This window comes from Acidimicrobiales bacterium (genome assembly GCA_041394245.1).
Classification (GTDB): Bacteria; Actinomycetota; Acidimicrobiia; order Acidimicrobiales; family Aldehydirespiratoraceae; genus JAJRXC01.
On the sequence record JAWKIR010000003.1, the window covers coordinates 589775 to 605303 of the forward strand.

Annotated in this window: 18 protein-coding genes; 6 read left to right on the top strand and 12 right to left on the bottom strand. The window is 69.2% G+C overall.

The annotated features are described in order from the left end of the window. Positions 1–16 precede the first annotated feature (16 nt). From R2707_17445 to sigK, 6 genes are read right to left on the bottom strand one after another with little or no spacing between them, the layout of a single operon-like run. Positions 17–1216 carry a RimK family alpha-L-glutamate ligase gene (locus tag R2707_17445; protein ID MEZ5246883.1) on the bottom strand — a complete coding sequence of 400 codons (1200 nt, stop codon included), beginning with the start codon at positions 1214–1216 and terminating at the stop codon, positions 17–19. Further along, positions 1216–2193: a succinylglutamate desuccinylase/aspartoacylase family protein gene (locus R2707_17450; protein MEZ5246884.1), complete on the bottom strand. Its 978-nt coding sequence runs from the start codon at positions 2191–2193 to the stop codon at positions 1216–1218. The genes R2707_17445 and R2707_17450 overlap by 1 nt, the downstream gene beginning before the upstream one ends. Continuing rightward, entirely contained in the window at positions 2190–2639 is a 450-nt protein-coding gene (locus tag R2707_17455) for a RimK/LysX family protein (protein ID MEZ5246885.1), read from the bottom strand. The genes R2707_17450 and R2707_17455 overlap by 4 nt, the downstream gene beginning before the upstream one ends. 58 nt (positions 2640–2697) lie before the next feature. Next, positions 2698–3270, bottom strand: a complete 573-nt coding sequence (locus tag R2707_17460) for a WHG domain-containing protein (GenBank protein MEZ5246886.1) — start codon at positions 3268–3270, stop codon at positions 2698–2700. 53 nt (positions 3271–3323) lie between these two features. Continuing rightward, entirely contained in the window at positions 3324–4034 is a 711-nt protein-coding gene (locus tag R2707_17465) for an anti-sigma factor (GenBank protein MEZ5246887.1), read from the bottom strand. Beyond that, a complete protein-coding gene (gene sigK, locus R2707_17470) occupies positions 4031–4627 on the bottom strand; it encodes an ECF RNA polymerase sigma factor SigK (GenBank protein MEZ5246888.1) in 597 nt (198 codons plus the stop codon). Before sigK ends, R2707_17465 begins: the two co-directional genes overlap by 4 nt. 112 nt (positions 4628–4739) lie before the next feature. Here sigK and R2707_17475 point away from each other — a divergent pair, with 112 nt between their 5' ends. Further along, on the top strand, positions 4740–6305 hold the full coding sequence (locus tag R2707_17475; protein ID MEZ5246889.1) for a molybdopterin-dependent oxidoreductase: 1566 nt from the start codon (positions 4740–4742) through the stop codon (positions 6303–6305). A 107-nt stretch (positions 6306–6412) separates the two neighbouring features. Then, entirely contained in the window at positions 6413–7033 is a 621-nt protein-coding gene (locus R2707_17480; GenBank protein MEZ5246890.1) for a fasciclin domain-containing protein, read from the top strand. A 102-nt stretch (positions 7034–7135) separates the two neighbouring features. Here R2707_17480 and R2707_17485 read toward each other — a convergent pair whose 3' ends face one another. Continuing rightward, positions 7136–7570 carry a MarR family transcriptional regulator gene (locus R2707_17485; GenBank protein ID MEZ5246891.1) on the bottom strand — a complete coding sequence of 145 codons (435 nt, stop codon included), beginning with the start codon at positions 7568–7570 and terminating at the stop codon, positions 7136–7138. A 113-nt stretch (positions 7571–7683) separates the two neighbouring features. On the opposite strand from R2707_17485, the gene R2707_17490 reads away from it, so the two are divergent. Both R2707_17490 and R2707_17495 read left to right on the top strand, forming a co-directional pair. Beyond that, positions 7684–8727, top strand: coding sequence for a hypothetical protein (locus R2707_17490; protein ID MEZ5246892.1), 1044 nt, complete (start codon positions 7684–7686; stop codon positions 8725–8727). Positions 8728–8784: 57 nt separating this feature from the next. Next, positions 8785–9336 (top strand): DoxX family protein, encoded by a 552-nt coding sequence (locus R2707_17495; GenBank protein ID MEZ5246893.1) that lies wholly within the window; start codon positions 8785–8787, stop codon positions 9334–9336. Here the strand turns inward: R2707_17495 and R2707_17500 are convergent, their stop codons facing one another. From R2707_17500 to R2707_17510, 3 genes are read right to left on the bottom strand one after another with little or no spacing between them, the layout of a single operon-like run. After that, complete coding sequence (locus R2707_17500; protein MEZ5246894.1) at positions 9337–10575, bottom strand: NAD(P)-binding domain-containing protein; 1239 nt, start codon at positions 10573–10575, stop codon at positions 9337–9339. Between the two features lie 42 nt (positions 10576–10617). Continuing rightward, a complete protein-coding gene (locus R2707_17505; GenBank protein ID MEZ5246895.1) occupies positions 10618–11181 on the bottom strand; it encodes an OsmC family protein in 564 nt (187 codons plus the stop codon). A gap of 58 nt (positions 11182–11239) precedes the next feature. Further along, positions 11240–12064, bottom strand: coding sequence for a methyltransferase domain-containing protein (locus R2707_17510; protein ID MEZ5246896.1), 825 nt, complete (start codon positions 12062–12064; stop codon positions 11240–11242). A 117-nt stretch (positions 12065–12181) separates the two neighbouring features. Here R2707_17510 and R2707_17515 point away from each other — a divergent pair, with 117 nt between their 5' ends. Continuing rightward, positions 12182–12946, top strand: coding sequence for a hypothetical protein (locus tag R2707_17515; GenBank protein MEZ5246897.1), 765 nt, complete (start codon positions 12182–12184; stop codon positions 12944–12946). Positions 12947–13194: 248 nt separating this feature from the next. Next, a complete protein-coding gene (locus R2707_17520; protein ID MEZ5246898.1) occupies positions 13195–13347 on the top strand; it encodes a hypothetical protein in 153 nt (50 codons plus the stop codon). A gap of 140 nt (positions 13348–13487) precedes the next feature. Here R2707_17520 and R2707_17525 read toward each other — a convergent pair whose 3' ends face one another. Together R2707_17525 and R2707_17530 are read right to left on the bottom strand one after the other, a co-directional pair. Beyond that, entirely contained in the window at positions 13488–14210 is a 723-nt protein-coding gene (locus R2707_17525; GenBank protein MEZ5246899.1) for a DUF2071 domain-containing protein, read from the bottom strand. Positions 14211–14220: 10 nt separating this feature from the next. Then, on the bottom strand, positions 14221–15435 hold the full coding sequence (locus tag R2707_17530) for a serpin family protein (GenBank protein MEZ5246900.1): 1215 nt from the start codon (positions 15433–15435) through the stop codon (positions 14221–14223). Positions 15436–15529 lie beyond the last annotated feature (94 nt).

Genomic DNA, 15529 nt, shown 5'->3' on the forward strand with positions numbered 1-15529 from the left:
TGCCTCTCGACCTCGGTCAGTCGGTTGTGTCGAGCGGGATCGGCTCGTCGGGCAGCGGCTTGACCCGCGGCCGGCGACGGGTACGTTCGGGAATCATGTCGCGCATCGCCTCGAGCTTGCCGAAACACAACAGCCGATCGTCGGCTTCGAGTTCGCGGTCCTGACGCGGGTTGGGGATGACGGTGGTTCCGCGGCTGAGCGTCAGGATCTGGATGTCGCGTTCTCGCAGGCCGCTCGCGGCAATCGTGGTGCCCACGAGCCCGGCCCCCTCCCGCACGTGCAGCTCGGCAACCCCGTAGCCGGTGCTGACGGTGAGGCGCTGACGCACGTCGAGCTCCGGGAAGTCGACCTGGTTGGCGACATAGTCGACGATCGCGCCGGCGATGTCGAGCGATGTGGCGGTCTCGATGCCTTCGAGACCGGGCGAGGAGTTGACCTCCATGACCAGGGGCCCGTCGTCGCTCTCGAGCATGTCGACGCCGGCGACCCGCAGGCCCATGATCTGGGCCGCCTGCACAGCGGTGCGCTCGTACTCGGGATCGAGTTGCACCGCTTCGGTCGTACCGCCCCTGTGCACGTTCGATCGGAACTCGTCGCCCTGCGCTCGCCGTCGCATCGCCGCCACCACTCGGTCGCCGACGACGAGGGCCCGGATGTCGGTGCCCTTGCTCTCGGCGATGAACCGCTGCAGGAGCACGTTGTTCTCGGTGGACTGGAGGGTCTCGATGACCGCCGCGGCGACGCGATTGTCCGGTGCCAGGATCACGCCGATCCCCTGGGTGCCTTCCAGGAGCTTGATCACCACGGGAGCACCGCCGAGTCGTTCGATGGCCGACTCGACATCGCCCCGGTTGCGAACGAAGGTCGTGGCCGGGATGCCGATGTCGTGGCGCGAGAGGATCTGCGTGGCGCGGAGCTTGTCGCGAGAGTTCGCGATGCCGTTCGCGGTGTTGGGCGTGTAGACGTCCATCTGTTCGAATTGGCGGACGAGGGCGGTGCCGAAGAAGGTGACCGACGCGCCGATTCTGGGGATGATGGCGTCGTAGTCCGACAGCGGTTTGCCCCGGTACTGGAGATCGGGCTCCGAGCGGGAGAGATCGATCGCGAACTGGAGTGTGTCGAGGACGCGGACGGTGTGGCCGCGTTCCTCGGCCGCGGTGCGGAGTCGGAGCGTGCTGTAGGCGCGTGGCGCGCGGGACAGTATTGCGAGCTTCATCAGATGATCCCGGGTTCGATGGACGGGCTGCCGACGTGGACGAGTGCGTCACCTCGGTGGACGACGGGTGACTCGTTGCGGCCGATCACGTACCCCCCCTTGACCGCTCGAAGAATACGCTGGTTGTTGCCGATCGCGTCGGCGATCGCGCCGATCGGCTGGCGGGTCTCGACCTCGTCGCCCAGATTGACCTCGAGACGGACGAGCCCGCTCTGGGGACTCCGGATCCAGCTCGATCCGCTGAGGACGATGCTTGCCGGGGTCGGCTGGGAGAGGACCGCCGCATCGATCATGGCGAGGTGGGCGAGGACCCGCCGCACGCCCCGGACACCGATGTCGATCGCGTCGCGGTCGAAGCGCCAGGCCTCACCGGCCTCGTAGAGAAGGGCGGTCGCGCCGGTCGCGCAGGCGGCCTCGCGCAATGACCCGTCGCGGAGCCGGGAGTGCAGCGAGAACGGCGCGCCGAACACCTCGGCGAGCTCCTTGGTCGTCGGATCGGCGAGGTCGGCCCGGATCTGGGGCACGTTGCGCCGGTGGTCGGATCCCGTGTGGAGATCGATCCCGACATCGCAGTGCCGCACGATCTCGGTCATGAACGTGTCGGCGAATCGAGCGGCCAGCGAGCCGCGCTTGGAGCCGGGGAACGACCGGTTGAGATCACGACGATCGGGCATGTAGCGGTCGCCGCTCGCGAAGCCGGCGACGTTGAGCACCGGCACGGCGAGCAGGGTGCCGTTGAGCGAGGTCGGTTGCAGCCCGCCGAGCACCTGCCGGATGATCTCGACTCCGCAGACCTCGTCGCCGTGGACCGCTGCGCTGAGCCAGACCGTGGGCCCCGGGTTCGCGCCATGGAAGGCGACGACGGGGATCGACATCCAGCCACCCGACGGCAGCTTCGCGGGGCGGAGTTCCATCTCGGTCCTGGTGCCGGGTTCGATCGTCTGGCCGGCGATGACGCGGTTGCCCCATTCGGTCATCGGCCACCGCCGTAGTAGGACCGGCTGGGGTCGACCAGGAAACGCCGCCGCAGGGCGGCGCGTCCGATCAGCATGCGAAAGCCCATCTCGTCGCGATTGGTGAGGGTGAGATCGATCGTGAACCGCTGCCCGAGCACCTCGAGCGTCGTCTCGATCACCGGCCGGCTCTGGACGGTGCCGTTGGAACTGCGGATGCGACGGTGCTCGACGATCGGAGCGATCACCGTGAGGGCGTTGCGCGACGACCGCTGGTCGGGATGGACCTCGAAGCGGGCCCAGAGGGTGTCACCCTCGACGAATTCCTCGAGGCGGAACGCGTGGAGGGCCGAGGTGCGTGCGCCGGTGTCGATCTTGGCCTTGATGCGCGAGACGCCGCAGTCGGGAAGTGCGACCCATTCGCGCCAGCCGAGGACGGCCCGGTGGGTGCTCGGATGGTTGCGGCTCATGCGCACCCCACTTCGGTGGTCGGCCACCCGGCGGGTCGGGCGAATGGGAAGACGGAGGTCATGGCGCCACCAGGCCGGCTTCGAGGCCGGCGACGAGGAAGTCGACAAGAGCCCGGAAGCTCTCGTCGTGGTCGTGGGGGTGCACGAACGATTCCGTGGATTCGAGGGTCACGAAGCCGTGGATGGCGCTGCGCACGATGCGGGCACCGTGGACGGCTCGGTCGCCCTCGAGCCCGAAGCCCTCGAGGATCCGGGCGATGACCCTGACGATCTCGGCCTGCGGACCCGCCGGTCCGTCGACGGTCGATGTCGCCGGGAGCAGGATGCTCGCGTACTGCCCGGAGTGTTGACAGGCGAAGCGCCGGTAGGCATGAGCCACCTCTGCGAGCGCGACCGCACCCGACCGCCCGACCGCGGCGTCGCGCAGCAGCTCGGCGAGGTTCTCGCTGGCTCGTGTCGACAACTCCTGTCGGAGCCCGTCGAGGCCGTCGACATGGTTGTACAGCGCCGAGGTGCGGACCCCGAGGTCGCCGGCGACCTTGCCGAGGGCCAGTCCCTGCAGCCCGCTGTCGTCGACGAACCGTGTGGCGGACCGGATGACGTCGTCGAGGTCGATGCGTTGCCGGGCCACGGTGCGAACCTAGCGCACGAATGGACTGGAGTTCACACCTGTATGAATCTGATTCACGTCGAGTAGAGCACGGGTGTCGTCGGTTGGTCCGAGCCGGTCGAGGGTTCGATGGTGACACCGAAGCCGTTGCCCTCGAGATCGTCGACGTCGAGCACGGCCCGCACCGCTCCCGAGTCGTCGGGTCGGAAGAGGCCGGCGGGAGCGACACCTTCGTCGAGAAGGAACCAGAGTGCGTAGGCCTGGTCGGCGGCGAGCGCAGGAAGATCCCGACCGAGCAGCGCGACCTGGTCGCGGTCGGCCGACCAGACCACCTGCAACGCGACCTCGTCGCCGCTGAGTGATGCAACGATCGCATCGGGAGCAGCGAGCACCGCTTCGAGCGGGTCGCCCGGGTCCGAGCGGAGCGTGAGCGACGCGATGCCGACGATCGCGATCAGTGCGGCCGCGACCGCGGCGAGGGCAGCGGCACGGCGCGGTGCTCGGCTCCGGGCTTCGCGCCGTTCAGCGAGCGCATCGACGCGTGGCGCGACGATCGGCGGGAGCTGCCGCGTGGTCGCGATGTCGGCCATGACGCGCCCCTTGAGCGCGGTCGGTGGCTCGACGGCTGCGGCCGATGCCAGCAGTTGGGCCGTCTCGCGGTAGCCGATGACATCGGCCCGACAGATGTCGCAGAGCGGGTAGTGGGCCTCGAAGGCGGCGCGTTCGTCGGAATCGAGGGCGTCGAGGGCGTACGCGCCGGCGAGATGGTGGAAGTCGGATGTCATGTGGTCACTCCCAGCGTGTCACGGAGTCGGATGAGGCCGTCGCGGATGCGTGTCTTCACGGTCCCCTCGGGAACGTCGAGCAACACCGCGACCTCCCGGTAGGTGTTGCCGCCGTAGTAGGCGAGGACGACGGCTTCGCGTTGTGTCTCGCTCAGCGAGGCCAGCGCCTTTGCGACGCGTTGGCCTTCGAGTTCGTCGCCGACCGTCTCGCTCACGGAGTCGAATGCCGCGATCTCACGCCGACCGTCGATGTCCTCTCGGCGGCGTCGCGACTCCTCGGAGCGCACTCGATCCACGGCGCGACGGTGCGCGATCGTGGCAGCCCAACCCCTGGCGGATCCGCGCGTTGCCTCGTAGCGGGGGGCGAGCCGCCAGATCTCGAGGAACACCTCCTGCGTGATCTCCTCGGCCATGGCCGGATCGCGCACGACCTTGCGCACGACACCGTGCACCATCGACGCGGTGAGGTCGTAGAAACGGCCGAACGCGGCTTCGTCGCCCCGCCCCGCCCGTAGGAGCTCCTCGCCGGCCGCGTCGGTCGTCGCCGGGGGCTCCGACCCGGCCGATGACCGGATCACGCGGAAGGGGTTCACGTCGTTCATTGTGGTTCGTTCGGAGCCGTTGCGCGCCCGGATTGGTGAGCGGGCGGTTCGGCGGTCCAATCCGGCAGACCTCCGGCTCCGAACCCGGGTCATGGACCCATCGATGCAGCACGCCCCCATCTACCGGCGGCCCGGCCCCGGAGGTGTCGCCCGGGCGGCGCTCGGTGGTCTGGTCAGCGCATCCGCCGGTCTCGGCGCGGCCGAGGTGGTCGCCGGCCTGGGAGCATCGCTTCGATCGCCGGTGCTCGACGTCGGTGACCGAGTCGTCGACCGTGTCCCCGTCTGGGCGAAGGATCTTGCCATCGACTGGTTCGGGACCAACGACAAGATCGCGTTGCTGGTGGGAATCGCGGCGATCCTCGCGATCTACGCGGCGCTCGTCGGCGTGGTGGGTCTGCGTCGCGACCTCCGTCTGGGGCTGGCCGGTGTCGGCCTGTTCGGGCTGCTCGGCGCGCTGGCATCGCTGGGTGCGCGCACCGGGGCGACGGCGACGTCGGTGCTGCCCAGCCTCGTGGGGGCGGTGGTGGCGGCCGCGGCCCTGTGGTGGCTCGGCCGATCGCGCCCCGACGTGGGTGATGTCCCCCCGGCGCCCGGTCGCCGGCACCCGAGCGAGCGTCGCCGCTTCCTCGCCGAGACCGGCGTCCTCGCCGGCGCCGCTGCGCTGCTCGTCGCCACCGGCCGCAGGCTCGAGGCCCGGTTCAGCGCCGCAGACTCGCGAGCGGCGATCCGGCTCCCCGTGCCCGATGTCGCCGAGGCGCCGGTCCCGGCCGGCGCGCAGGCCGACGGCGCGGCGTCGCTGTTCACGCCCAACGCCTCCTTCTACCGCATCGACACGGCGCTCACCGTTCCCCAGGTTCCGGCCGAAGGCTGGGAGTTGCGGGTCGGCGGCATGGTGGATCGGCCGCTGCGGCTCTCCTTCGACGACCTGCTCGGTCGTCGGGTCGAGGAACACGACATCACCCTCACCTGCGTGAGCAACACGATCGGCGGCGAGCTCGTCGGTACCGCGCGATGGATGGGGGTGCGCCTCGACGATCTGTTGGCAGAGGCCGGTGTCGCCGCTGGTGCCGACCAGGTCGTGGGTCGCTCGGTCGACGGCTACACGTGCGGGTTTCCCGTCGCCGCACTCGACGGCCGGGACGCGATGGTCGCCTTCGGCATGAACGGCGAGCCGTTGCCGCTCGAACACGGCTTCCCGGCCCGGCTGATCGTGCCCGGCATCTACGGCTACGCGTCGGCGACGAAGTGGCTCACCGAGATCGAGCTGACCACGTTCGACGACTTCGATCACTACTGGGTGCCCCGCGGCTACGCCGCGCTGGCGCCGATCAAGCTGCAGAGTCGGATCGATCGCCCGCGGGGCCTCGACCGGATTCCGGCCGGCCCCTTCGTCATCGGTGGTGTCGCCTGGGCCCAGACCATCGGTGTCGCCGATGTCGAGCTGCGGATCGACGAGGGCGATTGGCAGCCGACCGAGCTCGCCACCGAAGTCAACGACACGACCTGGCGGCAGTGGTCGTTCCGATGGGACGCATCCCCCGGACGTCACTCGATCCAGGTCCGGGCGATCGACCGAAACGGAGCAATCCAGACCGCCGACCGCTCCGAACCCCTTCCGAACGGAGCGTCGGGCCACCACACCGTCGTCGTCCTCGTCGACGAGGCCTGAGCACCGTTCTCCACCCCGAATCCCCTCCCAACAGAAAGAGCATCCCCATGCGTACTCCCACGGCATCCCTTCGAAACCGACGTCGAACCCCTCTCCGGGTCGGCGCGGTGATCGCGGCGAGCGGACTCCTCTTCGCCGCCTGCGGCGACGACACCGCCGGCGTCGACCCCGTCGATTCCGTCCAGCCGAGTGACTCCGGCGACATGAGCAGCGATATGAGCAGCGACATGAGCAGCGACATGAGCGAGATGCTCGGCGCGTTCGGACCTGCGTGCGCGGCGGTGCCGGCCGAGGGCGATGGTTCGTTCGCCGGTATGGCCGACGACACGGCTGCGACGGCTGCGTCGAACAATCCGTTGCTGTCGACGTTGGTGAGTGCGGTGGTCGAGGCCGATCTGGTCGACACGCTCAACAGTGATGGTCCGTTCACGATCTTCGCTCCGACCAACGACGCCTTCGCCGCCATCCCGGCCGAGGATCTCGATGCGGTGCTCGCCGACGTCGATCTCCTGACCGACATCCTCACGTTCCACGTGATCGCCGGTGAGCAGCTGAGCTCGGCCGATCTGGTCGCCGCCGGTTCGGCCACCACGGTGAACGGTGCCGAGCTGACCTTCGCCGCCGACGGCGACGCGGTCATGGTCAATGGTGTGGCGACGACCATCTGCCAGGACGTCACCACCGCCAACGCCACGGTCCACATCATCGATGCGGTGCTGCTCCCCTGAGCTGACCCACCCACATCCGATCCCCCAACCCCGTCGTCGGGGCGTGCGGGCGAGCCCCTTCCTTCCAGGGGCTCGCCCGTTTCGCGTCCGGCGTCGACCTGCTCAGGCGTCGGCGCCGCGCAGCGCGGCGACGATCTCGCTGACCACCGCGGTGTGGTGCGCATCGCCGAGCGGCCGGAGTCGGTCCAGTCGGGTCGAGCGGCTGGCCTCCGCCTTCGACTCACCGAGTGCGGTGAGGGCGACGGTGACGGCGCGACGATCGACACCGTCGCGCGCTCGGGTCACCAGTCCGTCGCGCTCGAGGCGGTCGACGCGGGCACTGACCGTCGCCTTTCCCGCCGACCGGACGTCGGCGATCTGACCGATTCTCATCGGGCCGGTCGTGGCGAGCAGCCGCAGCATCTGGACGTCTTCGGCGCTTCCGATCCCGAGCTGGGCCGCGATGATCCGGTCCTGGCGGTTCAACTCGGTCTGCAGCTGCGCGATCGCAGTGTCGAGGTCGGTGTGCGACGTGGTGGCGGTTTCGGGAAGGGCCATGTCCGAAGAGTACGCCCCATTGACAGTCAAGAGGCAAAACAGTCAACAAATTTGACTAACGTGCCATCGGGTCGTAGGGTGGAAGCAGTGGACACCCCACACGAAAGGAACCGATGCCAACGCCGACGACCCCGCACGACTTCGTCCCCCACCTCGACTCGAGGGATCGCCTCTCACTGATCTACGCGAGCCCCGGCCCCTACGTGTCCGTCTACCTCCAGACTCGCCCGCTCCTGCGCGAGGCCGAGCACGACACCACCACGCGGTGGCAGGTGCTCCGCACTCAGCTCGTCGCCGATGAGGCACCGACGCGCGCGCTGGAGGCGATCGACGCCCGCCTCGCCCTGCCGCAACCGACCGAAACGGCAGCAATCGGCATCATCGCCGCCGCCGACGGCAGCACCGTCGTCGATCATGCCCTCGAACCGCCCCGCCAGGACCTCGCCACGGTCGACACCCTTCCCTACGCCGCGCCGATGATCGAATGGGATCAGCGCCGCGTACCCCACCTCGTGGTCGTGGTCGATGGCAACGGTGCCGACGTCGTGTCGTTCCACCCCGATCACCGCACCGAGACGGAGGCGATCGACGGCGTCGACGACGTGCTGGCCGACGCCGTGCAGGAGCGCGTCTCGAGCCTTCAGTCCCGCCTCGTCGTCGTCAGTGGCGAGCCCGGTCGGGCCCAGATGCTCGCCGACGCGCTCGTCCCGCGGGTCGGACCCGCGTGCAATGTCGTCCTCGAGCTCGACGAAGGAGTAGATGCACTCGCGGCCGCGACCGTCCGTCAGGTCTCCGACTCCGTTGCCACGCGCACCGTCGGCCTCCTCCGGGAGTTCCGCTTCCTGGCCACCCACGACGCGGCTGTCGACGGCATGGAGGAGACGCTCGACGCGCTCCGGAGCCGACGACCGGGCGTGCTCTTGATCCACGACGACCCTGCCGACGAACGTCGGGTGTGGTTGGGCGACACGCCGACCGACCTCCACGTCGCCCCTGCCCTCGGTCGCAGCGAGTCTGCACGCTTCGTCGACGCCGCGATCCGGGCGGCCATCACGGCCGGGATGCGGGTGCATGTCATTCCCACCACCGGGCGCAACGGGCCCGACGACGGCGCCGCCCACCTCCACCGTGGAACACCGGCGGTCGAACCGGTCTGAGCAACGCATGCGCCTGCCCATGACCCCTAGACTCGCGCTGCCACAAGGGGGGTGCACATGTTGCTTGCAGATTTCGCGCCGGACTATCCGTTCTGGGCCGAGCGGGTCAGTCTCGGCGTCGGCCTGATCCGGGTGCTCGTCGGGGTCACACTGGCCGCCCACGGCTATGCCAAGTTCTTCAAGGGCGGTCGCATCGCCGGCACCGGACGCTGGTTCGACTCGATGGGCATGCGGCCCGGCAAGTTCCACGCCTATCTGGCGGCATCGACCGAGGTCGGTGCCGGTCTGCTCTTCGCCGTCGGACTCCTCACCCCGCTGGCCGCGGCCGCGATGGTGGCCCTCATGGTCGTCGCCGGCTGGACCGTGCACCGCGACAAGGGCTTCTTCATCGTCGGTGAGGGCTGGGAGTACAACTTCATTCTCGCGGTCGTCGCGGTCGGCATCGCCACGACCGGGCCCGGCCAGTACTCGCTCGACTACCAGTTCGGTTTGACCGATCCCGACTTCGACGGCATCACCGGTCTGCTTATCGCCGCGGTCGGCGGTGTGGGAGCGGCCGTCGCACAACTCGCGATCTTCTACCGCCCCCCTGCTCCGAGCACCGACTGATCAGCGAGGGACGGCCACGGCCACCCCGTCGAGGTGGGCGCGGATCTCCGCGTGCAGTTCCGTCGCGTCGCGGCCTACTCCGTCGATGAACGACGAGTTCCTGCGTCGGTTGAAGACGGTGCCGAGCACGAACAGACCGGCCTGGTCGGTCACACCTTCGGTATGACGCAACCCGCCCTTGGCATCGAGCAACTCGACCGGCAAATACGGGTAGTCCGGTCGGAATCCCGTGGCCCACACGACGGTGCGGAACCGGTCGGCGGGCAGCGCGAGGACGGGTTCGTCGACGAGCGTGCGGTCGGGTCGGCTCGGTGCAGCCAGCTCGCGCGAGATTCCGGCGACGGCGGCATGTTGGTCGCATCGATCGAGCAGCCGATCCTGCTTCAGGTCGGCGCTGTGGACGACGTTGGCGAGCGAGCCCGAGAACTGCAGCGCCGTGCCGGCGATGCCGGCCAGACGCCCGACGATCTGCACTCCGGCGCTACGGAGTTCGTTGAGTCCGAGATCTCTCCCCTCGGGTGAACCGACGAGTTGTAGCGAGGGAGTCCGGCGTGCCTTGCGCGGGTCCTCGACCTCGGAGATGCGCTCGTCGAGGACGCCGATCCGCTCGAGCCACCAGTGGATGTCCATGCCTCGGTATCGGCGCGGCAGCCGGACGTGGTTGCTCACGGCGAGGGTCACCTCGTGACCCGCCCGGGCGAGCTCGTCGGCGATCTGGGAGCCCGACGCCGACGCACCGACGACGAGGACCGGCCCCTCGACCTCGCTGGGGTTGCGATAGTGGATCGGCGCCAGGTGACGGGTCCCGGTCGGGAAGTCGGCGGCGAAGGCCGGGATGTGGGGCGTGCCGCAGGCGCCGGTTGCGATCACGACGGCGGCGCTCGTGATCTCGCCGGTGCTTGTCCGTAGTCGGAACCGATCGCGGGCATGGGTGATGCACTCCACCGAGGCTTCGTGGTGAACGGGTGCACCGAACGATGACCGGTACGACTCGAGGTGGTCAGCGACCTCGCGGGCGGTCATGTAGCCGTCTGGGTCGGCCCCCGAATAGGTGAACCCGGGCAGCCGGCTCATCCAGTTGGGGGTGAGAAGGCGAAGCGAGTCCCAGCGTTCGGTCCGCCATGCATTCGCCGTACCGCCGCGCTCGAGGACGACATGGTCGACCCCGTCGGCGGTGAGGCAGTGGCTCATGGCGAGGCCGGCTTGACCGGCCCCGATGATGGTGACGTCCGTGTGCATGGGACTCGCTTCCCTTCGTCGTGTGGTGCCGTGGGCGACGGATCAGACGACCTCGACGGTCACGGCCGTCGGGTTGGTGAAGATGTCGAAGACGGCTGAACGCTTCTGGCTCTGGGCGACGATCGCCTCGACCGTCGCGTCCTCGGTGTCGGCGTCGATGTCGTAGGCGACCCGCACGGCGGAGAAGCCGTTGCGCACATCGGGATCGATGCCGAGGATGCCCTGCATGTCCATGTCGGCCTCCACCGTGGCGGCGACCTTGTGGAGCTTGACGCCCCAGTTCTGGGCGATCGACGCGATGCCGGCGGTGAGACAGCCGGCCAGCGCCATCATCGCCAACTCGGGCGGGGTGGCGCCCTCGTCGGATGCGCCGAACAGGCTCGGGTGATCGGTGACGACGGTGTGGGGGCGGGCGTGGGCCTGTTCCTCGCCGAGGCCGAAGAAGCCGTCGACCGTTGTGGTCGCCTGGTTGCCGTCGACCCACTGGCTCGTGGCCCGGAAGGTGAACTTGGCGGCCGGCGGGGCGCCAGTCAGCACCTCACGGGCGTGGAGCAGGTGCTCGACGTCGACGCCGTTGATCTGGTTGCTGGGTTCGGTGATGGTCATTGGATTGCTGCTTTCTGTCTGTGGTTGGTTGGTTGGTTGATTGGTTGGGTGATCCCGGTCAGGCGGCCTTGCGACCGATGACGTGGGTGAGCTCGTTGACGACGCGGTACGAGCCGTCGGCGGCCCGGAACGGGTCGACTGTCGCCATGAGGAGCGCACGCAGCGCCTCCTCCCCGAGGAGGTCGAGGGCGGGCTTCATCAGCCCGGGCGATCGCAGGCACCTCCACATCGCCTCGGTGTCGGGTATCTCGTGCAGGGCCTGGGTGGCGCCCCGCTCGACCATCTCGAAGCCGGCATCGGCGAACATCGTCTCGGCCACACCGGGCGCACCGATCGAGGCCAGGCCGATCATCTCGTCCTTGGTGGAAGCGGTGGCGCCGCCGAGGGTGATGAACATGTCGCGGAAGTCCAGCTTGTCGCCGGGACCCCAGAAGGTCACGGCGATCATCCCGCCGGGCTTCAGCACCCGGTTGGCTTCGGCCATCGCGACCTCGCAGCCGCCCCAGATGCCGTTGAAACTGGTGACGACGTCGAACCCCGCATCGTCGTAGGGAAGGGCGAACATCGAGCCGGCGTCGAAGCGGCCGCCGGGCGTTCGGCGCCGGGCGATATCGAGGAGCTCGAGCGAGGCGTCCAGGCCGGTGACGTTCGCCCCCCGCCGAGCGGCACGGGCGGTGGCGTAGCCGGACCCACAGGCGAGGTCGAAGAGCTCCGTGCCCGGCCCAACGCCGATGGTGGCGAAGACGTGTTCGGTGGCGTCACGGCTGTAGGGCTCGAAGAGGTAGGCCCAGTCGAGGGCGGCATGACCCCAGGCGGCGCCGGCGTCGCGCCAGCCGTCGTCGGGGGCCGTGGTCGTGTGCTGCTGTGTGCCGGTGCTCGTCATGTGGCCCATGGTGCGGCCCCGGAACCGGTGAGTCTTGAAGAATCCCTGGAGAGAGTCTGAAGACCATCTCCAGCCGGTCTCCAAGACCCGTTTCCGCTGTTCAGGCACGGTGGCGCCATGAGATGCATCACCACTCCCCGGCATTCCCGGATCACCATCGACCCGGCCTTCAACGGTCCCGCCAACTCGGGGCATGGCGGCGTGTGCGGCGGACGTTTCGCCGAGCTCGTCGACGGAGCGCGAGCGTCGGTTCGCTTCGAGTCACCAATCCCTCTTGACGAACCACTGGCTGCCACCCGTGTCGGCTCGACGGTCAGGGTCGTCGGTTCTGCCGGCCCGGTCGCCAGTGTGCGGACGCTGGCGGAGCCACTGCGGACCGGTCCCTTTGGTCGTCTGTCGCGGGCCGACGTTGCCGCGGCCGAAGCCGGTTGGCTCGATGGTCGCGACGGCGACCACGTCGCCCCGACCTGTTTCGCATGCGGCCCTGAGCGGGGCGACGGTACCGGTCTCGGCCTGCGTCCCGGGCCGGTGCCCGAGTCGTCGATCCTCGCGACCTCGTGGCTTCCGGGAGTCGGATGCGAGGTTCCCCACTGGATGGTCTGGGCCGCGCTCGACTGCCCGACCGGCCTTCCCGCCCTGGCTGCGGTGGGGCTCGATCAGGCGGTGGTCACCGCCGAGCTCTCGGTCGAGATCCGTGACCGGGTCCGTGGCGACGGTGACTACCAACTCGTGTCCCGGCGAACCGGTGGAGCGGGCCGCAAGCATTTCACCGAGGCCGCCCTCGTGGACGAGCGAGGACGGCTGGCCGCAGTGGCGACGGCGCTCTGGGTGACCGTCCCCATCCACGTGATGCAGCCGCATCGGGTTCTCGGTGCCGAGTAGCAACGGTTCGACACCGTTCACCAAGAGGTCGTCGTGGGGGCCAATGGTGTGAGAGGCAATGGTGTGACGGGCAATGGCGAGAGCGATCCGTTGTTGCGGGTAGAGGGTCTGAGGACCGGTTTCGCCACCGATCGCGGGCGTTTGCGAGCCGTCGACGGCGTCTCGTTCGACCTTCGCTCCGGGGAGACGCTCGGCTCGCTCGCAACGGTTCGATCGACGGCGGCCGGGTCGAGTTCGCCGGCCGTGGCGTGCACAACCTCTCCCGGGCCGATGCCCGCCACTTCTGGGGGACCCAGATGGCGATGGTCTTCCAGGATCCGATGACCTCGTTGAATCCCGTGAAGAGGATCGGCACCCACCTGACGGAGGCCATCCGGTTCCATCTCGGGGCCGACAGGTGATCGCGATCGCCCTTGCGTGCAATCCGATGCTGTTGATCGTCGATGAACCGACGACCGCGCTCGACGTGACGGTGCAGAAGCAGATCCTCGACGCTCGCCCAACTCGTCGATCGGCTCGAACCCGCTGATCCCGCGACCGCTCAGGCGGTCGGGACCCGACGGGGTACGCCGATGCGCACCTCTACGCCCGGCGACCAGTGGCAGATCGGGTCACCGGTCGGCGCCGGAAGCCCGCCCGCCGTCAGCAGTTCGTCGTCGAGTTCGAGGACCTCGGCCCGGTGCAGGGGCCACGGCGAGTGTTCGGCGAGTGCGGCGCGCAGGCCCCGCTGGGTCATGCTGTAGAGGCGCCACCTCGCGGTGATGTGGTGTTCGAGCTCGCTGATCTCATCCGGTTCACAGGGCTCGCCGATCCGCACCTTCACCCGTGAACTGGCACCGCGGGGTCCGGGCCATCGGCGGCGACTGGTGTAGGTCACGGTGTCGCCCACTCGTTCGAGCGACATCGCCGACCAGTGGTACGGGAGGCGGTAGACTGTCCGCGCCGTGACCACGGCGGCGAGGCGGGCGGCATCGAGCGACAGGAACCAGACCCCACGGGTGCCGTCGGGTGCGATGACGTAGGTGCGGACGTTGGTCTCCCAGAAGTGGGAGATCCACGGGAGCGCCGGGCCACGCGGGGGTCGCACCTCCATCTCGAACGGCACGAGGGCCACCCAGGCTCGGCCGTCGAAGGTGTCGACCGTCAGGCCCTCGGGCAGGAGCCGCTGGACGACGTCGGGGTCGTAGGACCAGTGCAGGAAGGTCAGTTGGTCCCAGCGGTGGATCATCGACGCATGTCGGACCTCGACCGGGCACGGCTCCATGCGCTCGAGACTAGGTGGTCGGGTCGAGCAGACGCCCCACGAAGAGAATCGCACCCGTGTCCTGGTGGACGATCGCCCAGGTGAACGGATGGTCGGCGACGACAGTGAGATCGGCGGGCGGCGGTCCGGAGTCGGCGAAGCCGAGTGCGGTTGCCGCCGCGGCCTCGGTGCCCTTCTCGTCGACGACGACCTTGGCGCCGTGGAGCGCCCCGGTGATGGCGATGTCGGGGGCGATGCCCTCGAAGGGGGCGCCGGCGCAGAAGTCGAGGGGGCAGAGCCACTCGAACAGGTCGGTGGGCGGAAGGGTCTGCTCCCACTTGGGCATGGTGAGGTCGACGAGGCCCTCGACCGCCGTCTCGCGGAGGTTCGCGAACGACTCGGCGTCGAGTGACGCCTCGACCGCTTCGAGTCCATCGGTCTCGTGGGGAACGATCAGCCACATCGCGAGCTCGTCGCCCTCGTAGGGGAGCTCGACCGCGTCGGCGGCATCGAGCCGGACGAACCGGCGGGTGGTCGGATCATGGTCGTGCATGAACGGCGTCGTCACCTCGGATCCGTCGGCCGTCGTGAACTCGTCGTCGGTGGTGAGCTCGGCCAGGAACGGCTGGGCCCAGTCGGCCTTCAGGTAGACGGTGTTGACGAGGACGAGCCGCTGACCTTGCACGAACCCCTCGTCGACGATGGTCGGGATCAGGCCCCTCGTGGTGTCGGACACCCACCCGTTGATGGTGTCGGCGGCCGCGGCACCGTCGGTGGTGTCGACTGGCTGGATCGTCGCCCCGTAGTCGCCCGCCGCGGTGTCGAGGAAGGCCGGGAGGGGTGAGAACTGTTCATCGGGGAACAGCCGGTTTGCGACCTCGAGGGTCGTCGGCTCGACCGACGAGGCGGAGAGACGGAGATCGACCGCGTTGGCGGCCGCGTCGTTGCCGGCGGCAGGGAACCCGAAGATCCGATCGAGGACTGCGCCGGTGTCGGGCGATGCGCCGGCCCGGGCGAGGCTGAAGGCCGTGCCGATGCTGACGGGGCTCGACACCGCGTTGCCCTCGAGACTCCGGTGGAATCCCCAACCCGCGGCGTTGACGCCCGCCACCCACTCCTCGGCGGGGGCCACCGGGTCGACCGGCAGGCGGTCGGCGGTGGGTGTCGCGGTGTCCGATGTGCCACAGGCGACCCCCAGCAGCGCGAACGCGAGCAGGAGGGAGGACAGCTTCCACGGATTGGCCATGTTGGTCCGACGACGCGGCCGGCCAGCTGGTTCCCGCCACGCGTCCGCGGACGCGTCGATCGCCCTGTTGTGGACCGCCTTGCCTGTCGCCCCC